The following is a 22,689-nucleotide window of genomic DNA, read 5'->3' as shown; positions in this document are numbered from 1 at the left end:
TGTCTGTGATAGCGGGCCGCCCGCACCCCGGCGGGCGGCTCGCTGGCTCAACGCCAACGGCTTTACCGTTAGCCGCGCGCGCCTTTCATCAGCTCGCGCTTCATGTCGATGATGTTCTGGAAGTCAGCCACAGAGGTTTTGCCAATGTGCTGCTGGCCGCCCACGGCTTTGGTGAAACAGGCGTGGTCGTCTTTATCCAGTTTTTTGATGGCAGCAATCACTTTCGCTTTGAAATCGGCGGGCAGTTTATTGCTCACGAGGATAGGCCCGTTAGGAATTAACGGTGACTGCCAGATGATGCGGATTTGTTTCATCAGGTCAGGATGATCCATACGGATCAGGCGGCCAAACGCACCCGAGGTGTAGCCCGTATTGTAATCCCCCACCATGGAGGTCCAGGTGACGGCGCCGTCGAACTGATTATTTAGCACGCCCAGGATGTCCTGCTCATGACCACCGGAGAAGGTTACGCTGGAAAAGAAATTGTTGTATTTGTTGTCGATGTTGCCGCCAAACAGCTTTTTAAAGGCCTGATTGGGTACCAGGAAGCCTGACGTGGAATCCGGATCGGCCATCCCAAACGATTTGCCTTTCAAATCTTCCAGCTTTTTGTAAGGACTGTCAGCTTTCACAATCACGACAGAGTGATAACCGCGAGACTGATCTTTGTCATCCACGACAATGCCGACTAAATCGACGGCTTTCGGGTCCTGAATATATACCGAAGCGTAAGACGACGGCGACATGCTCAGCACCAGATCCACTTTGCCACCCAGCAGGCCCTGTATTACGCCGGAATAGTCGGACGAGTTGCGGATTTTGGTATCCACGTGCAGTTCTTTATCAAAGAAGGATTTCACACACTGGTTATCACCAATCTGCTGGGTGGCGTTCTGACCGCCCAAAATGCCCAGATTCAGTTCTTTAGGTGCATCCGCTGCATTAACGCCAAAGGTAAGCAGTGCCGTAGTCAATAACGCGAAAGCTTTGATTTTCATTAGCCTTGTTCTCTTGCTGTGATAGTTAGTGGATCTGGTTGAATTCATCGCCGTACAGCTGATGCAGCAGGCCGTCGGTCAGGTCAGAAGGATGGCCGTCAAAGAGCACCACACCGCGTTGAATCCCAATGACGCGGGTGCAGTAACTTTTCACCAGCTCGATCGAGTGCAGGTTAACCATCACGCTGATGCCCTGTTCACTCACCTGGCGCAGAACGTCCATAATGCGGGTGGTATTTTTGGGATCGAGAGAGGCAACCGGTTCGTCGGCCAGCAGTATTTTGGGGTTTTGCATCAGCGCCCGACAGATCGCCACGCGCTGCATTTGTCCACCTGAAAGGTTTTCGGCACGCTGTAACGCCTGCGGTAGCATGTTCATCCACTCCAGCAGTTGAATCGCGCGGGCGCGGTCGGCGTCAGAGAAGACTTTGAAAAACGATTTCAGCGTCGACGTCTGGCTGAGACGACCCAGCAGCACATTGGTCAGCACGTCAAGACGCGGCACCAGGCAGAAATCCTGAAAAATCATGCCGCACTGCGCACGCCATTCGCGCATCTGGCGGCTACTGAGGTTGACCACATTGCGATCGGCTTCGCCGTGATGCAGGCTGATGATTGCGCCCTGCGAGGCCGAAATGGTGCCGTTCAGCATATGCAGCAATGTCGATTTGCCTGCGCCAGAGCGACCAATCACCGCCACTAATTCACCCGCATGCAAATCGAAACTGACATTATCGAGGACCTTGTTGCTACCGTAGGCTTTGCTCAATCCCTGAACAGATAACACTTTTTGCCCGCCGGAGTGGGTCAACGACGTGACGTTATCGACCACCGTTTTCAGCAGTGCCTGTGCCATGATGTTCTCCGTTGTTCCAGTTAACGTTCTGTGCACCCGACGCTGAATCCGGGGCTTCATTACCCTGTCTGGCCCGTACCTGTTGGCTCAGTGCCTTTGCTGGCAGCAGGGACAGCAGGCCCTGCTCACGCAGCAGGAACCTGACGAGAGACCGCTATATTAAGAACACCGGGGATGAAAGCTGTATTACGGTTATGTGATTAAACGATGACAGGCAAAACGGCGTCCAGAGACAGCGACAGGCCGTCATGCGCCGCCTGCACCGAGGCCGGTAGCGGATGCTCGGCCAGCCAGTTGTCCATATCGTGACTCAGATGAATCAGCCAGGCCTGGTGGGGTTTCAGTGCCTCGATGATGGTCAGGGCCGCGGTCACATCGTTATGGTTACGCCCACCCTGCCCGGGGGGATCGTTGCAGTCCACCACCAGGTGGTCCAGCGTTTGCCCACGAAGGAAATCCGCGGTATCCGGCGGCAGACCGCAGGTATCACACAGCCAGGCCAGCCGGGCACCGTGCCAGTCAAACAGATAGCCATGCGTAAGCCGTGAATGCTGTAGTGGTAAGGGCGTCACCCGCAGGTCGCCAAATGACTGGGCCACGAAGGGAGTTAACGCGGGCCGGAAATCCAGTAAGCCGGGATGTTTAAACAAGTCGTCACAGCCCTTTTCATCCGGCGGCCCCCAGACGGGAATCGGTTTCCCTTTGCCCCAGCGCAGGGTAAATAAGCCCTGCACATGATCCATGTGATAGTGCGTCAGCAGAATCCGGTTGATATCCTCAGGCTGAAACCGTTCTGCCAGCAAGGGTAAGCCCGCATCCAGTAAAATACGTTCACGTCCGGCTTCGATTAACGCGCTTGTAGGCGCGCGGCGATAACGGGCAGACTGACGGGCGCGCAAACAGGCGCCACAGTCACAACCGAACACGGGAGCCCCGGTTACGCCGCCCGTACCGAGCAGGGTCAGTTTCATGAGGCGCCCTCCAGCAGCTGACGTAACTGTTGTACGGTCTCTTCGAGTGCGCCATCGTTATTCAGCCGCAGGCAGCCTTCTGGCTGATGCCGGGCAGCCCGTGCCAGCCGTTGGTCGATCGCCGCTTCGCTCTCACGGCCACGCTGACGTAACCGTGCGGCCAGTACCGCAGACGACACCTCAAGGCATAGCGGTAACAGTCGCGTGCCGTAACGTGCCCGGACGTGTTCCAGATGCTGGCGCGATCCGTTGACCAGCACGTTTTGCCCGCACGCCAGCCAGTGGTCGATTTCACTGCCCACGCCGTAATAAAAACCGTGCGCCTGCCAGCTGACGGCAAATAACCCCAGCGCATCGCGCCGGATAAATTCCGTTTCCGTCAGGGCGATATGGTTTTCGCCCCCTACATCATGGGGGCGCGTAATATAGCGATGAGCAATCAGCAAGCCCTCAGGCGGTGCCTCGCGCAGTCGGTCCAGCAGGCTGTCTTTGCCTGAACCGGACGGGCCGATAAGCCAGATGAGCCGGGCCATCAGTACACCTGCCGACCTTTACACCAGACATGGCGAATATGGGGATGGCCATGTTGAGTATGCGCCAGGACCAGGTCGGCGCGGCAGCCTTCGCTGATCACGCCACGATCTTCCAGCCCCAGCGCACGTGCCGGATTGCACGTGACCAGCGCAATGGCCTGAGGCAAAGAGAGCGTATTGCGCTCATCGGCGGCCAGGCGGAACGCCGCATCCAGCAGGCTGGCGGGATAGTAGTCCGACGACAGGATATCCAGCATGCCATGAGCGGCCAGCTCCCAGGCGGCCACGTTGCCGGAATGCGAACCGCCGCGGACAATGTTGGGCGCGCCCATTAACACCTGCATGTTGCGGTAGCGTGAAGCTTTTGCCGCCTCCAGCGTGGTGGGAAACTCGGCTATCGCACTGCCCACGGCGTGCGACTCTTCGACATGGTCAACGGTCGCATCGTCATGACTTGCGATCGCGATGCCGTGATCGCGGCACAGCGCGGCAATCGCCAGACGATTGGGCTGTGACCAGGCCTCGGCCAGTTCCAGCTGCTCGCGCTCAAACGCATCCATCTGCTCATCATTCAGCTGGTATTTTCCCTGGTAGTATTCCCGGTACTTTTCCAGCGACGCATACTGACGCTGGCCGGGTGAGTGATCCATTAGCGACACCAGCGACAGCTCGGGTGAGGACAGCAAGGCTTCAAACAGCGGCAGCGTTGTATGATGCGGCAGCTCACAGCGCAGATGCAGTAAATGCTCCGCGCGATTAAGCCCCTTTTGGTTGCTGTCACGAATCGCGCCAATCATTTTACTGAGATTATCCAGTCGGTGGCCGCCATCACGCACATCCCCCACGCCGATAGCATCCAGCACGGTGGTGATGCCGCTGGCCACCATCAGCGCATCGTGGCTACTCATCGCCGAGTGCGCCGGCCAGTCGACTTTAGGCCGTGGGGTGAAAAATTTGTCCAGGTTATCGGTATGCAACTCCACAAGGCCCGGCAGCAGATACGCGCCTTCGCCATCCAGCGCACTGGCCAGCTGGCTGTTCGTTTCGCTAAAGTTGGTAATACGGTCTTCGCGAAACTCCAGCGAACCGGCAACAACCTCATTTTCCAGCACCAGCTTTACGTTATTAATGATCATGCTTCTGCCCCTGTTTTGAAGGGCTGCATGACGTGCAGGCGATCGGCCACACGTTCCCGCACCGCTTCATCATGAAAGATCCCCACGATTGCCGCGCCGCGTTCACGCGCCTGCTCAATCAGGCCCACGACCGCGGCACTGTTGACACTGTCGAGTGACGCTGTGGGTTCGTCCAGTAACAACACCGGATAGTCCGCGATAAAGCCACGGGCGATATTGACGCGCTGCTGCTCGCCTCCCGAAAAGGTTGAGGGGGCCAGAGACCAGAGGCGCTGCGGGACGTTAAGCCGCGTCAGCAGCTCTTTCGCGCGGGCTTCACAGAAGCCGCGTTCCACGCCGCGCTCCAGCAACGGCTGCATCACGATCTCCAGCGTCGGCACGCGCGGGATGACGCGCAGAAACTGACTGACCCAGCCGATAGTATCGCGACGAATGGCAATAATCTGACGGGCCGGTGCCTGCGCCATATCCACCCACTCGCCCTGATGCTGTACCCAGATGTGGCCGCTGTTGGCCTGATAGTTACCGTACAGGGCACGCAGCAGGGTGGATTTCCCGCTGCCGGAATGCCCGTGCAGTACCACGCATTCGCCCTGACTGACGTCCAGGCAGGCATCCTGTAATACCGGCAGCGCCGCCCCGTTTTGATTGTGCATCACAAAGGTTTTGCACAAATTTTCTACGCGCAGTTGCGTTTTCATAGTCGCCGTCGCCATTAGTTGAGCACCGATGAAACCAGCAGTTGCGTGTAAGGATGATGCGGGTCATCCAGCACGCGGTCAGTTAAGCCACTTTCCACCACCCGGCCCTGCTTCATCACCAGCAGGCGATGCGCCAGCAGGCGCGCCACGCCCAGATCGTGCGTCACAATCACCACCGCCAGATTGAGTTCCCGCACCAGCGTACGCAGCAGATCCAGTAACCGTGCCTGCACCGAGACGTCCAGGCCGCCGGTCGGTTCATCCATAAACACCAGCTTCGGCTGGGTGACCAGATTGCGGGCGATTTGCAGACGCTGCTGCATGCCGCCGGAAAAGGTTGTCGGCAGATCATCGATGCGGTTAGCTGCGATTTCCACCGCCTGCAGCCAGTGGCTGGCTTGCGCGCGGATCTCGCCGTAATGGCGGTGACCGACGGCCATCAGGCGCTCGCCGATATTGCCGCCCGCCGTGACCTGAGGGCGCAAACCTTCCAGCGGGTGCTGGTGGACCACGCCCCACGCCGTGCGCAGTAAGCGGCGGCGGTCGCTTTCGCTCATTTGATACAGATCGCGTTGCAGATAGTGAATCGCGCCTGCCTGCGGTGCCAGCCGCGCTGACAGGCTACGCAACAGGGTGGTTTTGCCCGATCCGGATTCCCCGACGATACCCAGAACCTCGCCCGGATAGAGATCAAAACTGACGTCTTCAAAGCCTTTTCCTGGCGCATACAGATGCGTAAGGTTGTTCACCGCGAGCAGCGGTTGTTCACTGTGCATGGTGTTGTTCCTGCTGCTGGTGGCAAAAATCGGTATCGGAGCACACAAACATGCGCGTGCCCTGGTCGTCCATCACCACCTCATCCAGATAGCTGTGGCGCGAACCACAGAGCGCACAGGGTTCGTCCCACTGCTGCACGGTGAAGGGATGATCGTCGAAATCGAGGCTTTCAACTTTGGTATAGGGCGGCAAGGCATAGATGCGTTTTTCACGACCGGCACCAAACAGCTGGAGCGCGGGCATCATGTGCATCTTGGGGTTATCGAATTTGGGGATCGGCGACGGATCCATCACATAGCGATCGTTGACCTTTACCGGATAGGCATAGGTGGTGGCGATGTGACCAAAACGGGCGATGTCTTCGTACAGTTTGACCTGCATGATGCCGTACTCTTCCAGCGCATGCATAGTGCGGGTTTCCGTTTCGCGAGGCTCAATAAAGCGCAGCGGCTCGGGAATCGGCACCTGGAAAATCAGGATCTGGTCTTCTTGCAGCGGCGTTTCCGGAATACGGTGGCGCGTCTGGATCAGCGTGGCGTCCACTGTGCGCTCGGTCGTCGCCGCACCGCTGACGCGCTGAAAGAAACGGCGGATCGAGACCGCATTGGTGGTATCGTCCGCGCCCTGGTCGATAACTTTCAGAACGTCTTTGTCGCCAATCACGCTGGCGGTAATTTGAATGCCGCCGGTGCCCCAGCCATAAGGCATCGGCATTTCACGTCCGGCAAACGGCACCTGATAGCCGGGAATCGCCACGGCTTTCAGGATGGCGCGTCGGATCGTACGTTTGGTTTGTTCGTCAAGATAGCCGTTGTTATAGCCGCTGAGTTCAGCCATTTTGCTGCTCCTGATAGTCCTGGCGCAGACGTTTCAGCAGTTCCAGTTCCGCCTGGAAATCGACGTAGTGCGGCAGTTTTAAGTGGGACACAAAACCTGCGGCTTCGACGTTATCCGCATGGGACAGCACAAACTCCTCGTCCTGCGCCGGGCTGGTAATGCGTTCATGGTGTTCACGCGTCTGTAGCGCCCGATCCACCAGCGCCATGGACATGGCTTTACGTTCAGCCCGGCCAAAGACCAGGCCATAACCCCGCGTAAAGTGCGGGGCGCTTTCGCCGTCGTGCGTAAAACCGTTGACCATTTCGCATTCGGTCAGCAGCATTTCTCCGATCTCCAGTTCAAAACCCAGCTCTTCGGGACAAATGCTGACGCTGACGTATCCGGTACGGATTTCACCGGCAAAGGGGTGCGTGCGGCCATAGCCACGCTGCGTGGAATAGCCCAGCGACAGCAGAAACCCTTCGTCGCCGCGCACCAGTTGCTGAAGACGTGCCGCGCGCGAGGCGGGAAAGCCCATCGGCTCACGGGTGATATCCGTGGGTTCGCTGCCATCGTCGTGTTCTGCCTCCGCGAAGCCTTCCTCGCTCATCATGCTGAACATATGCGGACAGTGTTCCGGTAGCGCCTGCTCACTGCGCGGCGGCGGCGGTGTTTCGCCATTTGCCATCAACGTAAAGTCCAGCAGACGGTGGCTATAGTCGTAGGTCGGCCCGAGTACCTGACCGCCGGGTAAATCCTTATACACCGCCGAGATGCGTCGCTCGATTCGCATGCTACCGGTAGCTAACGGCGTGCTTTGCGCCAGCCGCGGCAGGGTCGTGCGATAGGCACGCAGCAGGAAAATGGCCTCCACCAGATCGCCGCTGGCCTGCTTAATCGCCAGCGCCGCCAGCGCGGGATCGTAAATGCCACCTTCCGTCATCACCCGATCTACCGCCAGACCGAGCTGCTGCGCGACCTGGTCGCAGGATAATTCAGGCACCGCGCGATCGCCGCGCCGCACATCCGCCTGCAGGTGATGGGCGTTAGCAATGGCTTTTTCGCCCCCTTTCACGGCTACGTACATGAGCACACCTCAACGTGGGTTGTCCGTGGCACCGCCATCATCGCTTCGCCACAGGTAAAGATGAGATCCACACCCTGAGGAAACGGATGCGGGCGGGCACGCAGGTAGTCGATCACGCTTTCCGGCAGTTGTGGCGCAATGGCGCGTGCTTCGCGCAGTCCCGGCCCTGTCAACCGTAATGCCAGGCCACCGTTCAGCGCAGGTACCTCAATAATCAGCGTGGTGCTTTTCTCAGGTGCCAGGTTGTCACCCGCGGAAAAGTCGGCCGGATTAGGCTGAGCGGTCGCGTGACTTAACGCAAATACCGCATCAGTGCTGTCGGTAATCGGTGCGCCGGTATGAAAACGCAGGTTATCGCGCAGCGTCTGATTATCGACCTGTGGGTCCAGCCATAGGGGGCTTTCCTGATCGACCAGGGTCAGCAGCACGGCAGTGGCGGCGGGAGAAAGTGCGCCCCAGCCCTGTTGCAGCGGCAGCGATACCATAACGCCGGGTTCGCTCATGGCTTTCAGAATGCGGCGAAAAGCATGCTGCGCATCCGCAACCGGGTGATGAAAACTTGCCAGTAAAGTCATTCATTGTCTCCGCGTACCAGCGTAAAGAAGTCCACTTTGCTACTGGCGATTTCACGTGCACGCAGCTGACGCTGCTCGTCGCGTAAGGCCGCCAGTGGGGTAATAATCTTTTCCTGTAACAGCTCGGCGGTGCCCGTCTGCTGCAACAGCGCATCCATCAGGGCACAGCGTTCGGCGTGGGCTTTATCCCGGCCCAGCAGGTAGCTGTAGCCCAGGGTGCCATCGTTTAGCCGGACGACCGCGCGCGTGACGGTGGCATCGCCCATCACAAAACGTTTGCCCGTCGCGCCCATGCGGGCCTGCAACCGTGTCAGGCCAATTTCAGCCGGTCGGATCAGCGTAAATGCCGGCGTAAGGTTGAGCGGCTGCCAGAGCGCGTCAAGCTCGGCGGCGCTGCTGTGGGCCAACACCGAAAGCCAGTGCTGGCGTGCCGTTTGCTGTTTCATTCGTGCTCCAGAGTGAGTTCAATCATGTCGCCACGCGTCAGGCTGACGGAGTACTCCGCCATCGCACCATCGGTGGTTTTATTCAGGGTGCGCACGCACAACAAGGGGGAATGCAGTGCGATCTCCAGCTGCTTGCACTCTTTGGCCTGAGCCCGACGGGTGCTGATGCGCGTTTGCGTGCGCACCAGCTGCTTGCCGGTGTGCTGCCGCAGGAAGTCGTGGAGCGAGCCGCTGGTAAAGCGTTGTAGCTGCGGCCACCAACTGAGGTCGGGCAGGAAGTGATTAATCAGGCACACCGGCAGGCCATTGACCCGGCGCAGCGTGCGCAGATGAATGACGTTGTCGCCTTCGTTCACGCCTAATGCGGCCGCGACGTCTGTACTGGCAGGACGCAATACGGCCAGCAGGCGCTCACTGGTGGGATCGCTGCCCTGTTCCAGTAAGTTCTGGCTGAAGCGGGCCTGCGCATGGAGCGGATAATCATACGGGCGCATTAACACCAAAATGCCGACGCCGTGGCGACGCTGCAGCAACCCTTTATTCACCAGTTCATCAACCGCCCGACGTAAGGTGTGGCGGTTAACGGCATAGTGATCGGCCAGCTGTTGCTCCGAAGGAAGATAGTCACCACTGCGATAACGCTCCTGAACAGCCTGCTCCAGTTGCGCCGCAACGGCCTGATACACAGTGGTCGGATGTCTGGATAACTCCATCACAAATAAATCCTCACAGCGTAAGGGGGGATTTCGCAGCCGGTGGACTGCGGGATGGCTACAGCGTGACGGGATCAGATGACAGAGAGGTGACGACTTAGTGAAGCGAAGGTGAATTTGTCTGTGAAGCGCAGGACACCGGACAGGTCTGAGAGTAAACCGCTCAACGCCATAGGGCATCCATGCCATATGGCGGTCAGGGCTTATCGGGCTGTTTAATCAGGAAAATCGGTTGATAATGATGTCTGCTTCCAGGCTTCTATCTGTGCCAGTCGCGCTTTGAGTTTTTCCGTTACCGCCTCATAACCCCATGCTCCCATCACCACGTGGCGCGGCGGATCAGGGTGTTCAGCAATGGCGATCATCGCGCTCGCCGCACGAACAGGGTCACCTTTCTGCGTGCCGCTGTACGCCGCCGTCGCCTTCATCCTGGCGGCAGCGGTTTCGGCATAATCCGGTAAGGTGCTCGGGGTCTGATGCAGCGAACGTCCTGCCCAGTCGGTACGAAACGGGCCGGGTTCAATACAGGTCACGTGAATCCCTAACGGACCCACTTCCTGGGCGAGCGAATCAGACCAGCCCTCTACGGCGTGCTTACTGGCAGCATAATAACCTGAGCTGGCAAAGCCGATAAATCCTGCCACGGAGGTGATATTCATAATGTGACCCCGTCGCGCGGTGCGCATAGCCGGCAGTACCGCACGCGTCAGAGCAAACAGACCGAAAACGTTGGCATCAAACTGCGCGCGTATGGCCTTGTCTTCCCCTTCTTCGACGGAACTTTGGTAACCGTAACCCGCATTATTGACCAGTACGTCAAGGGTGCCGAACGTTTCAAGCGCTTTGTTGACCGCCTTATCAATACTGTGTTGTTGCGTCACATCCAGTTCAACCGCAATCGCGTTCGGATGGCCGTCAACCAGATCGGCGATCGCTGATCGATGGCGTGCAGTTACGACCACCCGGAATCCGCGGGCGATGGTCTGCTGCGCCAGTTCACGGCCAAATCCCGTTGAACATCCAGAAATCAGCCACACCGGTTGTGTGTTTGTTCCCATGATCAGGCTCCTGTTATCGGTTTAGCAAAGGGCTGCCGGACATCCGTATGGCCGGCAGCAAGCAGAGTCTTGCCGCAGGGCGAGTGAAAATTTACCCGCTATTGCTTTTTATGAAAAAGTTGGCTGGCCGTGTCACTGAGAATCTGGACCGCGCCACGATCCCCTTTAACCATGGAGGCCATAAAGGATTTGGCCTGACTGAACGTGATATGTGGCGGCAGAGGCGCGACTTCCGGATCGGTTTTTACCTCCAGCAGTACAGGCCGGTCAGCGCTGAGCGCCCGTTGCCATGCACCTGCGAGCGCATCCGGATTATCCACATAGATCCCTGTCAATCCCAGAGATTCAGCGAACTCAGCATAGTTAACGTTCGGCAGTTGCTGGGTTGCTTCGAAGCGCGGATTACCCTCCATCACGCGCTGTTCCCAGGTCACCTGATTGAGGTCCTGATTATTGAATACACAAACAATCAGGCGCGGATCGGCCCATTGTTGCCAGTATTTCTGGATGGTGATCAGCTCAGCCATATTATTCATCTGCATCGCCCCGTCTCCCACCAGCGCCACAACCGGCTTGTGCGGATGGGCAAATTTGGCCGCAATCGCGTAGGGCACCGCCGCCCCCATACAGGCCAGGCCGCCGGACAGTGAGGCGCGCTGGCCCTGTTTTACACGATAGTCACGCGCAAACCAGTTGGCACAGGAGCCGGAATCGGAGGTCACAATGGCATCGTCCGGCAGTTGCGGCGACATTTCCCATACCACACGCTGCGGATTAACGGGATTGGCAGGAGCATGCGCTCGCGTTTCCATCAGTGTCCACCAGTCTTGTACCTGACGTGCAATATCCTCCTGCCAGCGACGATCGGTTTTGTGCTCCAGCAAAGGTAACAAAGCACGCAACGTTTCTGCGGCATCGCCGTGCAGATTCACTTCACAAGGATAACGCAGGCCCAGCATGGCAGGATCGATATCAATCTGTACTGCGCGTGCCTGACCTTCTTTCGGCAGAAATTCCGTCCAGGGAAAGCCGCTACCGATCATCAGCAGCGTGTCGCAGTGTTGCATCATTTCCCAGGAGGGCCCCGTGCCAAGTAAACCAATAGCGCCGGTTACAAAAGGGGCATCATCCGGCAGCACATCTTTACCTAATAACGCTTTTGCCACGCCCGCGCCCAACAGATTAGCCGCTTTCACCACTTCTGTCGCCGCATCGCGGGCACCAGAACCAATAAGAATGGCGACCTTTTTCCCGCTGTTCAGCACCTCCGCAGCACGTTGCAGATCATGGTCGTAAGGGACAACTTTGGGGCGCTGATAGCCGCTGCCAGAATGGGTAAACCCGTGAAGGTGCGGAGGCGCCTGCCAGGCTTCGTCCTGAATATCTTTCGGGACGATCACCACCGCCACGCCATTCTGTGCAATGGCAATACGAACGCCACGGTCAATCAGATGGCGGACCTGCGCAGGCGCGGAGGCTTCCTGCACAAAATTAGCCACGTCGGAAAAAATCCGGTCAAGGTTCATTTCCTGCTGATAACTGGCACCGCGAGCGGTCGCTTCCGCCTGCCCGGCAATGGCGAGAACCGGTGCGTGATCCATTTTGGCATCGTAGAGCCCGGTCAGAAGATGTGTCGCACCCGGGCCGCCCGTTGACAGACAAACGCCAAGCTCGCCGGTAAATTTGGCATGTCCGGCGGCCATAAAGGCGGCCATTTCTTCGTGACGGACCTGGATAAATTCAATGCCGTCACCCTGTTCGTTGGCACGCTGAATGGCCCCTAAAACACCGTTGATGCCATCGCCCGGATAGCCATAAATGCGCGTAACGCCCCACGCCTTGAGACGCTGGACAAAAAAATCACTGGTTTTGGTACTCATGGTCGCCTTCCCCTCTTAGTCCGTGCAGACTTAAAGGGTAGTCGATCAAAAAAATATCAACGGTCAGTGATGGGTTTCGTGCACAGGCGATGTTGCATTCGTACCTGTCATCGCGAAAAAGCGTTCTTACTGCGCGGGCTACTGGCTTCCGTATTCCATCGCGTTATGTTTGCCGATCAGTGAGCGCAGGGGCACACTGCTTTTCATGACCGGGGATTTGATCACGATGTAGCTGAAGTATTTATCAATGCCGATTTGGGCATCGAGCATCTTCTCAATCACGTCCTGGTAGTGCTCAATACTGCGGGTGATAAAGCGCAGAAGGTAATCGTAACCGCCGGTAATCAGATGGCACTCCATCAGCTCATCGACATCACGCATCGCAGCTTCAAACTTCATAAAGTCTTCGCGGCGGTGTCCGTTAAGCGTGACTTCGGTAAAGACGGTGACGGAGTCGGTAATTTTGGTGAGATTAACGTGCGCTTCATAGCCCGTGATGAATCCCGCCTGTTCCAGGCGCTTGACGCGTTGCAGGCAAGGGCTCGGGGAAAGCCCGACGGCATCGGCGAGATTAACGTTGCTGATACGGCCATCTTTTTGTAGTTGCACCAGAATATTGATATCGATGCGATCGAGTTTCATTAAGCCGTTCATAGCACCCCTCATTGTTTACCGCTGTACTGGACGTTCGTGACTACCCAGAAATACGCTGTGTACTCGCGCAAAGCGCACTTTTGTTACTCCTTAAAATACGCCTTTTAAAATAACAACTGCGCTACTTTTTTGTAACACAAAAAATCCCGGGCTTATCACGCTTTGCAAAAAATGCGCCAGCGTGACACCCGGTTGCGGCCTGGTGGACCGCATCCCGGGTAGCTGCCTTGTCAATGAGGGCCAGTGCTGCTACAAACGACCGGTCGCCCGCGCCAGCGCGATATCGAAAATATGCAGCGCCTCTTCAAGTTGCGAATCGGTGGTCACTAACGGTGCAAGGAAACGAATGGTATTGCGATGTAAGCCACATTTAATCAGCAGCAACCCTTCCTGACAGGCGCAGTCGAGGATCTTTTGCGTCAGTGCACTGTCGGGTTTGTGTGTGTCCACATCCAGAATCTCAACGGCCTGCATAAAACCTACGCCGCGCACATCGCCAATACAGGCATACTTGTCTGCCAGCTGACGCAGACGCTGATTCAGTTGCTCACCTAACTGACAAGAACGCGCCAGCAGATTTTCCTGCTCAAAGATATCCAGTACCGCCAGGGCCGCCGCACAGGCCAGCGCGTTACCGCCATAGGTCCCGCCCAGTCCGCCCGGCGCCGGGCTGTCCATGATCTCGGCTTTACCTACCACGCCCGAAATCGGCAGCCCGCCCGCCAGACTCTTCGCAGTCGTGACCAAATCCGGTTTGATGCCAAGTTGCTGGAAGGCAAACATGGTGCCGGTACGGCCAAAGCCGCTCTGGATTTCATCACAGATCAACACAATGCCGTGCTGGGTGGTAATGCGGCGCAGGGCCTGCATAAACGCAGGACCGGCCGGTAAGAAGCCGCCATCGCCCTGCACCGGTTCAATGATAATGGCGGCCACGCGCTCCGGCAGAATCTGCACCGCAAACAGCTGCTCCAGCGCCTTCAGACAGTCGGCCTCCGTGACACCGTGCAACGGATTCGGGAACGGCAGACGATACACATCACTCGGGAACGGACCGAAATTCTGTTTGTACGGCGCAGACATGCCGGTCAGCGTGACGCCCAGCAAGGTACGACCGTGGAACGCCCCGTCAAAAGCGATAATGCCGGGACGTTGCGTATAAGCTCGCGCAATTTTTACCGCATTCTCGACGGCTTCTGCGCCGCTGGTGAAGAAAACACTTTTATAATGATCTTCACCGCCGACCAGCTTATTCAGGCGCTGTGCCAGTTCGATATAGCCGGGATAGGCCACAACCTGAAAACAGGCATGCGACACCAGGCCGAGCTGACGGGTCACGGCATTAACGACCGCAGGATGGTTATGACCGACGTTCAGTACGCCGATGCCGCCCACGAAATCCAGATAGCGGTTCCCTTCCACATCCCATACTTCGCTGCCTTTCGCGCGTTCGATCACCAGCGGATGTGCGGTAACGATGCCACGCGGCACATGGTGTTCTCGGACATCCAGCAACAGGCTGTTATCCGAATAAGTTTGCTGTTCTGCCAGGACATTCTGCATTTCTCTACCTCATCCACGTCGTGTTCGGTTGGCTTAAGTATCGCAATCTGTTGAGCGATGACGGTGCCGTAATTCCGCCAGTAGCGGCATTAAGTGTTAAAATCCCACAGGTTTCAGCAAGGAAATGTTGCCCCCAGCCCGTGGCAGGCCAGCGTGATAAATGCCCGTATTCCATGCGGTATCAACGCGTCGTTAAAGTCATAGGCCGCATGGTGCAGCGGCTTGCAGGGCGCGGAGCCGATCCATAAATAGGCGCCGGGTTTGGCCTGCAACATAAAAGCAAAATCTTCTGAGGTGAGCGCGGGCTGAGCCGCGAGGCGTGCCTGCATACCTGCGGCCTGCAAGGCGGCAAGTGCCTGAGTCGCTTCCGCATCACTGTTGATCGTGGCCGGGTAATAGCGCAGATAGTTCACCTCAGCCTGTAAGCCGTGCGCGGCCGCGATGTGTTCTGCCATCTGCCGCAGGCGTGATTCGATGATGTCCTGCGCCGCGGGATTAAAGGTGCGCACCGTACCGGTGATGTTGGCTTCCGCAGGGATCATATTGTGGGAGAAACCGCCCTGCATGCGCGTCACGGTCAGCAGAGCCGGTTCGCAGGGATCGAGTGCCCGTGGCACCAGCGTGTTGAGCTGGACCACCAGCTCGCTCAGCGCCAGCAGCGTGTCATGGGTCAGATGAGGCTGGGCAGCATGCCCGCCTGCGCCTTTGACGGTGATATCAAAACGGTCGGCTGCCGCCATAATCGGCCCCGGACGGGTTTGAATCTCCCCAAGCGGCAGCTCGGGCCAGTTATGCAGCGCATACACGGCATCGCAGGGAAAGCGTTCAAACAGGCCATCGTCGATCATAGCCTTCGCGCCCGCCAGCCCCTCTTCTGCCGGTTGAAAGATAAAACACACCGTACCGTCAAACGCAACGTCACGCGCCAGTTTCTCCGCTGCGCCCAGCAACATGGTCGTGTGGCCATCATGACCACAGGCGTGGCTGCGGTTTTGTTGCAGGCTGGTCCAGGCAACCTCGCCTTTATCCTGCATAGGAAGCGCATCCATATCGGCACGCAACCCAATCATGCGCGAATTTGTGCCTTTCTTCAGTATGCCCACGACGCCGGTTTTACCGATGCCACGATGCACTTCAATGCCCAGATCGTGTAAAAAGCGGGCAACAATGTCGCTGGTACGCTGCTCCTGAAATCCCAGCTCCGGGTTACGGTGCAGATCCCGGCGCAACGCCACTAAATGATCCATCTTAATATCCTCGTGAACGATCGATAACGCCGTGCAGCGGCTCACCGCGCTGAAAACGCCGCAGGTTGGCCACCAGTGCGCTCACCGCGCTGTCGTTTTGTGTGCGGCTGGCAATATGGGGCGTGAGCCAGATGGCGGGATGGGTCCAGAACGCATGACCGGCAGGGAGCGGTTCCGGCTCCGTTACGTCAATCACAGCGGCCCGTAACTGACCGCTGTCCAGCGCGGTCAGCAAATCCTGTTCGTTAAGCTGTGGTCCGCGTCCGGCCTGCACCAGCGCGGCCCCGGCGGGCAACTGGCTGAACAGTCTGGCATTGAGCAGGCCCTCTGTGCTGGGCGTCAGTGGTAACAGGCACACCAGAATGTCGCTGCGAGCCAGAAACGCGGGCAGCTGCGCGTCACCGTGCCAGCAGGCTGCGCCCGGTATCTGATGGGGCGTCCGGCTCCAGCCGCCGCAGTCAAAGCCTAATGTCTGAAGCTGGGTCAGTGCGGCGCGCCCCAGTTCGCCGAGTCCCATGATCCCTACGCGCCGTTCGCTGGCGGGCACGGCTGAATGCGCCTGCCACTGCTGCGCACGCTGTTGCTGGAAATAGCGCGGCATATCGCGATGCAGTCCCAGCACGGCGAAGGTAATGTATTCCACCATGCCCTGCGTCAGCCCGGGTTCAATCATCCTCACTAACGGCAGGTGCGCAGGAAGCGCGGACAGATCGAACTGTTCCGCCCCGGCACCGACAGAAAACAGAATTTTCAGGTTGGGAAACCGGCGGGTCACATCGTCCGGCGGCACCCAGGCGATCACCGCCTCCACCTGCTCCGGCTCACCCGTTTCGGGCCAGAGATGTAAGTGGATATCCGGCGCATGCGCCGCCAGCCAGCGCTGCCAGTAAAGGCCGCGCTGGGGCTCCGATTTGTACACGATATGCATCAGGCCATCGCCTGGGTCATTAAGCCAAACGCCTGCATGCCCTGTGGTGCCCACACCTGGCCACGTACCATGGTGACCGGGGCATCCACATTGGCCAGTCCAAGACTTTCAAGCCAGCTGGCCATCGGCAGCGCGGCGTCGGTGTCCATGCGCAGATATTCCCCTTTCAGGCCCTGCATTAACGCGGCGGTCAGTGCCTGTGCCACCGGTAAACTGTCCGCGATCACCGGTCCAATCACCCAGCCGCGGCCAAAACGGCGCAGGCTGGCAAACCCGCGCGCCTGTTGTGCGTCGTCCTGCAAAATAACGGTCTGGTTATCGTTAATAAGATGCGCAATAAGTTCAGGGCGGTACAGCCCATGCGCCGCCTGGTCCATCTGCACCAGCCTGCCCTGGTCGTCGGCGGTTGCGGCAGACAGAGTTAACCCCGCCGGGATGGGCACGGCCGGCACGCTGCTCAGTGATGGCGTTTGGTACTGGAGAATGTTGCCGCAGGCCACAAAACCCAGTTTCTCGTAAAGGCCCTTGCCCATGTCGGTAGCGTGCAGACGTACGTTATAGCCGGGGACTTTTTCCAGCAGCGCCAGCATCAGCTGCTTGCCCAGTCCCCGGCCCTGATGCTGATTGGCCACAATGACCAGGCCAATGGTGGCGGCCTCGTCACCCCAGCGCCACAGAATCGCGCTGCCGATGACCTCACCCTGCTCTTCAATCACTACGCCTTCGCCAAGCTGGATGCCGATCGCCCAGTCCTCGCGACGGTGCGGCCAGTTAAGTGCCTGGCTCATGGCGTGAACCTGCGGGATATCGTCTGAGGTCATGGTACGAATATGAAATGTCATTTTGCTTTCCTTACATCATGCCAGGTGCATCAAGTGCGCTGCCGTCAGTGAAACGGCTGTAGCGATAAGGTGTCGGATCGACAACCGGCGTGGCGTCAGTTGCCAGCTCGGCGGCAAGGCGGCCCGCACCGGGGCCAATGCCAAAACCGTGGGCGCTGAAGCCCGCCGACAGCACCAGACCGGGCAGTTTTGCCACGGTGGAGATGACCGGAATCGCATCCGGGGTGCTGTCAATCATGCCGCCCCAGGCCTGGGCAACCTTCAGGTTGGCCAGGGCAGGAAACTCCCGGCGCATCGCTGCCAGGCCGTTTTCCACCACCGAGCGATCGGCGGCCGGATCGAGAATACGCATGCGCTCAAACGGCGAAACGCTATCCAGATCCCAGCGGCCCATGGCTTCAGGCCCATGGAAAAACGGTTTAATCCCCAGGTTCAGGGTAAGGTTTTTACGACGACTTTTGAATGTGGGATAAAACTGCTTCAGATAACGCAGACCCTGCGCGCCGGGCTCCAGTCTGCCGCGGCCGGAGACGGAAACCGTATAGCTGCCGTCCAGTTGTGGGCGACAGGCGAAACGTTCGGTATAAAACGGCACGGTAATGGCCTGCCGAATGGGCTGGGTGCGAAACGCGGTGCCAATCACGTTGCCAAGCGGCAGATCGAGACCGTGACGACGGCAAAACATTGAGGTCCATGCCCCGGCAGCACAGATAACACGGCTGGTCTTGATCAGGGCGCGTTCCGTAACGACGCCGCTGACACGGCCCGCCGTGATATCCAGCCCGCGCACGGCACACTGCTGAAAAACCTGCGCCCCGTTTTTCTGCGCCCCTATGACAATGCCGGGGGCGGCGAGTCGCGGCTCAGCAGCACCGTCCGTAGGCGCTGATACGCCGCCCAGCCAGTCAGTGGTACTGCCCGGCGTCATCGCTTTAGCCTGCCGGGCATTCAGAATATCGCTGCGCACGCCGTACTGCTTCGCCATCTGCCCCCACTTATCCCAGGCGGCAATATCCGCTTCATTGCGGGTGGCATACACCAGGCCGCTGCGGCGAAACCCCAGCTCTTCCCCGGTTTCCTGACTCAGTTGTTCCCAGCCGCGCAGGGCTTCAATCACCAGTGGCAGTTCACGCTCGTCGCGATTCTGCTGGCGGCACCAGCCCCAGTTGCGGCTGGACTGTTCGGCCCCGACCAGGCCTTTTTCTATCAGCACCACTTTCAGGCCCTGCTTTGCCAGATACCAGGTTGCGGCTGCACCGGCGATACCGGCACCTATCACCACCACATCAGCAGCATCTGGGAAATCCGGGCTGTCCTGTACATATCGAATCGGTGCGGGCATGTCGTCACAACCTCGTCGTGTGTTGGGGCAACATGGCAATGGCGTGCTGCCCTGCCCCGGAATAGGGGACGCTTGTTTACCGGTTATTCGGCTTTCAGGATCTCTTCGTGCTCGTCGAGCCAGCCCTGACGGAGTTCAGGCACGGCACGTTTCAGGCGTTCAAAATAGAGCTCGCGGGTCGGCTGCTCGTAATTTTCCCGCGCCAGTTGGGTGACGATAGCGCCATTGCGCATGACGATGATCTCATCGCACACCGCTCTGACGGCGTGCATATCGTGGCTGATAAAGATGACAGACAGCCCCAGTTCACGGCGCAGCTCACTGATCAGATCCAGTACCGCCGAGGCCACCACGGTATCGAGCGCCGAGGTTACCTCATCGCACAGAATGACATCCGGCTCTGCCGCCAGCGCGCGCGCCAGGTTCACGCGCTGCTTTTGTCCACCGGACAGCGACCAGGGACGGCGCGAGAGCACGGTACGTGGCAGCCTGACCAAATCCAGCAGTTGATACAGCCGGTTCTGCCGGGCGATGCCGCTCAGCCCATGAAACAGCGTCAGCGGGCGTGACAGAATTTGTTCCACACTGTGTGCAGGATTGAGCGCCGTATCCGCCATCTGGAAAACATACTGAATACGACGCAGTTCGTTATCCGTGCGCTTTTGCATCTGACCGGCCACCATGTGACCGTTAAACAGGATTTGCCCCTGACAGGCCGGGTTCAGACCGGCGATAGCATGAGCCAGCGTGGTTTTGCCCGAGCCGGACTCACCGATAATGCCGATAGCCAGGCCTTTCCAGAGCGTAAGATTGATGTTTTCCAGAATGCGCACTTTGGGCAAACCATCACTGCCTTTGGGTCCGTAACCCGCGGACAGGTCGCGTACTTCCAGCAGCGGCAGATCATTCGCCTTTGCCGGGCACCAGTTGCTGGGGCGTTCTTTCTGTTGCGCCGCCGCCATCAGCAGGCGCGTATAGTCCGACTGCGGTGCGCCTATCAGATGCGCCGTGCTGCCGTATTCGGCAATTTTTCCCTGCAGTAAAACCAGAATACGGTCGGCCATTTGTGCAACGACGGCCAGATCGTGGCTGACATAAATCGCCGTCACGCCACGCTGTTTGACCACGCGGCGGAAGGCTTTGAGCACTTCGACCTGCGTGGTGACATCCAGCGCGGTAGTGGGCTCATCAAGAATCACCACCTCCGGATCGCTAATCAGCGCCATGGCCGTCATTAAGCGCTGGAGCTGTCCGCCCGAAACCTGATGCGGAAAGCGATCGCCAATGGTGTCCGGATTCGGCAGCGCCAGCTCCCGAAACAGGCCCAGCGCTTTGGCTTTTGCCGCCTTGCGCGTCATCGTGCCGTGAATCACCACTGGCTCGATCACCTGGTCGATAATTTTCATGCCGGGGTTAAACGAGGCCGCCGCACTTTGCGCAATGTAGGCGACCTTATTTCCGCGGAAAAAGCGAAGTTCGGCAGGCGTCAGTGCCATGACGTTGGTGCCCGCGACGTGGATATTTCCCTCGGCGATCTTACAACCGTGGCGGGCATAGCCCATCAGCGCCATTGCGATGGTGGTTTTCCCCGAGCCGGATTCACCAATCAGCGCCAGGACTTCCCCCTTCTGCACGGTGAAGCGAATATCGGAGACGATATCCAGCTCATCGCCATTGTCGTTGTGCGCCGTTACGCGCAGCTTATCCACCGAAATCACAGGCATCGCCGTATGTGGTGTCACGTTCATGCCCCCTCCTTTGCCAGCGTCAGCGGACGCATGCTTTGCAGACTGTCAATAAACAGGTTTACGGCGATAGTAAGACTGGCAATCGCCAGGGCGGGCATCAACACCGCCGGCGAACCGTCAAACAGCCCCTGAATATTTTCGCGGACTAAGGTGCCCCAGTCGGCATACGGCGGCTGGACGCCCAACCCCAGGAAGCTCAGGCCGCTCAGCAGCAGGACGATGTACACAAAGCGCAGACCAAAATCGGCCAGCACCGGATGAACCATGTTCGGCAGAATATCGTGGATGGCGATGTACCAGCGGCTTTCGCCCCGCAGCCGGGAGGCGCGGACGTAATCCATATTGCGCAAACTACTGGCCAGCGCAAACGCAATGCGGAAGGCGCCCGGCCAGTAGGTGAACACCGCCGTGATCAGCAGCATCGGCAGTGAAGAACCAAATACCGCCACAATCATCAGCGCCAGAATTTTACCCGGCAGCACCAGCATCGCGTCGTTAATGCGACCCAGCAGCTCTTCCAGCCAGCGTCCGGTGACCGCCGCGATTAAGGCCAGCATCGTCCCAATCAGGCTGGCCAGAATGGCCGCGCCGAGTGCCAGGCCCAGCGAGAATTTCGCGCCGTACATAATGCGCGTGAGCATATCCCGCCCCAGATAATCGGTGCCCAACAGGTTTTCGGGGGTGAATCCGCCCATCAGCGGCCCGGAACCAATATCGTCGAGGCTGTGCGGTGCCCACCAGGTGCCAAACAGCGCGATGACCAGCCAGAACAGGGTCACGATCAGGCCCAGGCGACCTGATAACGACAGTGACTGAAAAATGCGCCAGGGAAGCAGAAGTTTCATCAGCTCCTCCATTTCGGGTTAAAGGCGATAGTGACAATATCCGCAGCCAGCAGCAGAAACAGATAACAGCCGGCAAACAGCATGACGCAGAGCTGCACGACGGGCAGATCGCGGTTACTGACCGCATCCACCATCTGGCTGGCCAGACCGGGATAGCTGAAGATGGTTTCAATGATGATGACGCCACCAAACAGATAAGAAAGGCTGAGGGAAATCGCGTTTGCAATCGGGCCAACGGCGTTAGGTAAGGCATGACGCAACACGGCGCGCATCGGGGAAACGCCTTTCAGCAACGCCATTTCCAGATACGGGCTGTCGAGCTGGTTAATGATGGCCGCACGCGTCATGCGCGCCATCTGGGCGACCAGGCCGCAACATAGCGTGATGACCGGCAATGCGTAGGCTTTGATATAGCTGGCGAAATCCATGTTGGGACTGCCCAGTGACATAGCCGAGACCCAGTGCAGCTTCACGGCGAAGATCAGCACCGCTACGGTCGCCACCAGAAATTCCGGTACGGCTACCGTGGCCATAGTGCCAATCACCAGCGCGCGATCCAGCTTCGAGCCGCGGTTCATCGCGGCGGCAATACCGATAATCAGCGCAAGCGGCACGCAGATGGCGGTGGTGGTCGCCGCCAGTTCAAACGTGGCCGGAAGCCGCTGTGCCACCAGCTGTGCCACCGGCAGATGACTGGCAAATGAGGTGCCAAAATTCCCTGTCAGCATGCCGCCGAGCCAGGTGAAATAGCGCACCAGCAGCGGCTGATCTAAGCCCAGTTGCTGACGCAGGGCCGCCACGGTTTCGGGTGTGGCGTTTTGCCCCAGGATCATTTGCGCCGCATCGCCCGGCAGCAGGCTGGTGATAAAGAACACCACCGCTGAGACGATAAGCAAGGTCAGGATGCCGGCGCCAATGCGCCGGGCAATCAGGAACATCATGTATCGGTTCATCGGCGAACTCCTCTTAC

At 58.5% G+C, this 22,689-nt stretch carries 23 protein-coding genes; all 23 read right to left on the bottom strand.

What is annotated here, in order from left to right:
• Positions 1–68: 68 nt before the first annotated feature.
• Entirely contained in the window at positions 69–998 is a 930-nt protein-coding gene (gene phnD / locus RAC60_RS09080; RefSeq protein ID WP_054633541.1) for a phosphonate ABC transporter substrate-binding protein, read from the bottom strand.
• Between the two features lie 25 nt (positions 999–1,023).
• On the bottom strand, positions 1,024–1,854 hold the full coding sequence (gene phnC / locus RAC60_RS09075; RefSeq protein WP_006119631.1) for a phosphonate ABC transporter ATP-binding protein: 831 nt from the start codon (positions 1,852–1,854) through the stop codon (positions 1,024–1,026).
• 200 nt (positions 1,855–2,054) lie between these two features.
• Positions 2,055–2,825 (bottom strand): phosphonate metabolism protein PhnP, encoded by a 771-nt coding sequence (phnP, locus tag RAC60_RS09070; protein ID WP_039338203.1) that lies wholly within the window; start codon positions 2,823–2,825, stop codon positions 2,055–2,057.
• Positions 2,822–3,358 (bottom strand): ribose 1,5-bisphosphokinase, encoded by a 537-nt coding sequence (gene phnN, locus RAC60_RS09065; RefSeq protein ID WP_375093399.1) that lies wholly within the window; start codon positions 3,356–3,358, stop codon positions 2,822–2,824. The genes phnP and phnN overlap by 4 nt, the downstream gene beginning before the upstream one ends.
• Complete coding sequence (gene phnM / locus RAC60_RS09060) at positions 3,358–4,494, bottom strand: alpha-D-ribose 1-methylphosphonate 5-triphosphate diphosphatase (RefSeq protein WP_375093397.1); 1,137 nt, start codon at positions 4,492–4,494, stop codon at positions 3,358–3,360. Before phnM ends, phnN begins: the two co-directional genes overlap by 1 nt.
• A complete protein-coding gene (gene phnL / locus RAC60_RS09055) occupies positions 4,491–5,210 on the bottom strand; it encodes a phosphonate C-P lyase system protein PhnL (protein ID WP_054633538.1) in 720 nt (239 codons plus the stop codon). Before phnL ends, phnM begins: the two co-directional genes overlap by 4 nt.
• The gene (gene phnK / locus RAC60_RS09050; protein WP_006119636.1) at positions 5,210–5,971 is read right to left on the bottom strand and encodes a phosphonate C-P lyase system protein PhnK; all 762 of its coding nucleotides are present in this window, start codon (positions 5,969–5,971) and stop codon (positions 5,210–5,212) included. Before phnK ends, phnL begins: the two co-directional genes overlap by 1 nt.
• Positions 5,961–6,809, bottom strand: a complete 849-nt coding sequence (locus RAC60_RS09045) for an alpha-D-ribose 1-methylphosphonate 5-phosphate C-P-lyase PhnJ (RefSeq protein ID WP_006119637.1) — start codon at positions 6,807–6,809, stop codon at positions 5,961–5,963. The genes phnK and RAC60_RS09045 overlap by 11 nt, the downstream gene beginning before the upstream one ends.
• Positions 6,802–7,878, bottom strand: a complete 1,077-nt coding sequence (locus tag RAC60_RS09040) for a carbon-phosphorus lyase complex subunit PhnI (RefSeq protein ID WP_033739493.1) — start codon at positions 7,876–7,878, stop codon at positions 6,802–6,804. Before RAC60_RS09040 ends, RAC60_RS09045 begins: the two co-directional genes overlap by 8 nt.
• Positions 7,869–8,453, bottom strand: a complete 585-nt coding sequence (phnH, locus tag RAC60_RS09035; protein ID WP_375093396.1) for a phosphonate C-P lyase system protein PhnH — start codon at positions 8,451–8,453, stop codon at positions 7,869–7,871. Before phnH ends, RAC60_RS09040 begins: the two co-directional genes overlap by 10 nt.
• The gene (gene phnG, locus RAC60_RS09030) at positions 8,450–8,899 is read right to left on the bottom strand and encodes a phosphonate C-P lyase system protein PhnG (protein WP_006119640.1); all 450 of its coding nucleotides are present in this window, start codon (positions 8,897–8,899) and stop codon (positions 8,450–8,452) included. Before phnG ends, phnH begins: the two co-directional genes overlap by 4 nt.
• On the bottom strand, positions 8,896–9,612 hold the full coding sequence (gene phnF / locus RAC60_RS09025) for a phosphonate metabolism transcriptional regulator PhnF (protein WP_006119641.1): 717 nt from the start codon (positions 9,610–9,612) through the stop codon (positions 8,896–8,898). The genes phnG and phnF overlap by 4 nt, the downstream gene beginning before the upstream one ends.
• A gap of 215 nt (positions 9,613–9,827) precedes the next feature.
• Positions 9,828–10,670, bottom strand: a complete 843-nt coding sequence (locus RAC60_RS09020; protein ID WP_033740350.1) for an oxidoreductase — start codon at positions 10,668–10,670, stop codon at positions 9,828–9,830.
• A gap of 98 nt (positions 10,671–10,768) precedes the next feature.
• On the bottom strand, positions 10,769–12,550 hold the full coding sequence (locus tag RAC60_RS09015; protein ID WP_058701626.1) for a thiamine pyrophosphate-requiring protein: 1,782 nt from the start codon (positions 12,548–12,550) through the stop codon (positions 10,769–10,771).
• A gap of 138 nt (positions 12,551–12,688) precedes the next feature.
• Positions 12,689–13,204, bottom strand: a complete 516-nt coding sequence (locus RAC60_RS09010; RefSeq protein ID WP_033740352.1) for an Lrp/AsnC family transcriptional regulator — start codon at positions 13,202–13,204, stop codon at positions 12,689–12,691.
• Between the two features lie 249 nt (positions 13,205–13,453).
• Positions 13,454–14,767, bottom strand: a complete 1,314-nt coding sequence (gene gabT, locus RAC60_RS09005; RefSeq protein WP_033740353.1) for a 4-aminobutyrate--2-oxoglutarate transaminase — start codon at positions 14,765–14,767, stop codon at positions 13,454–13,456.
• Between the two features lie 113 nt (positions 14,768–14,880).
• Entirely contained in the window at positions 14,881–16,014 is a 1,134-nt protein-coding gene (locus RAC60_RS09000; RefSeq protein WP_033740354.1) for a M20 aminoacylase family protein, read from the bottom strand.
• A gap of 1 nt (position 16,015) precedes the next feature.
• Positions 16,016–16,942 carry a glyoxylate/hydroxypyruvate reductase A gene (locus RAC60_RS08995; RefSeq protein WP_058701625.1) on the bottom strand — a complete coding sequence of 309 codons (927 nt, stop codon included), beginning with the start codon at positions 16,940–16,942 and terminating at the stop codon, positions 16,016–16,018.
• The gene (locus RAC60_RS08990) at positions 16,942–17,784 is read right to left on the bottom strand and encodes a GNAT family N-acetyltransferase (RefSeq protein WP_205956553.1); all 843 of its coding nucleotides are present in this window, start codon (positions 17,782–17,784) and stop codon (positions 16,942–16,944) included. Before RAC60_RS08990 ends, RAC60_RS08995 begins: the two co-directional genes overlap by 1 nt.
• A 10-nt stretch (positions 17,785–17,794) precedes the next feature.
• Positions 17,795–19,126, bottom strand: coding sequence for an FAD-binding oxidoreductase (locus RAC60_RS08985; RefSeq protein ID WP_058701623.1), 1,332 nt, complete (start codon positions 19,124–19,126; stop codon positions 17,795–17,797).
• Between the two features lie 83 nt (positions 19,127–19,209).
• The gene (locus tag RAC60_RS08980) at positions 19,210–20,874 is read right to left on the bottom strand and encodes an ABC transporter ATP-binding protein (RefSeq protein WP_375093392.1); all 1,665 of its coding nucleotides are present in this window, start codon (positions 20,872–20,874) and stop codon (positions 19,210–19,212) included.
• Positions 20,871–21,719, bottom strand: a complete 849-nt coding sequence (locus tag RAC60_RS08975) for an ABC transporter permease (RefSeq protein WP_006119653.1) — start codon at positions 21,717–21,719, stop codon at positions 20,871–20,873. The genes RAC60_RS08980 and RAC60_RS08975 overlap by 4 nt, the downstream gene beginning before the upstream one ends.
• Entirely contained in the window at positions 21,719–22,672 is a 954-nt protein-coding gene (locus tag RAC60_RS08970; protein WP_058701621.1) for an ABC transporter permease, read from the bottom strand. Before RAC60_RS08970 ends, RAC60_RS08975 begins: the two co-directional genes overlap by 1 nt.
• Between the last annotated feature and the right edge of the window lie 17 nt (positions 22,673–22,689).

The organism is Pantoea sp. BR_17, assembly GCF_041955125.1.
GTDB classification, from domain to species: domain Bacteria; phylum Pseudomonadota; class Gammaproteobacteria; order Enterobacterales; family Enterobacteriaceae; genus Pantoea; species Pantoea stewartii.
The sequence above is the reverse complement of the archived record's forward strand: the minus strand, read 5'-3'. Positions and strand labels throughout refer to the sequence as shown.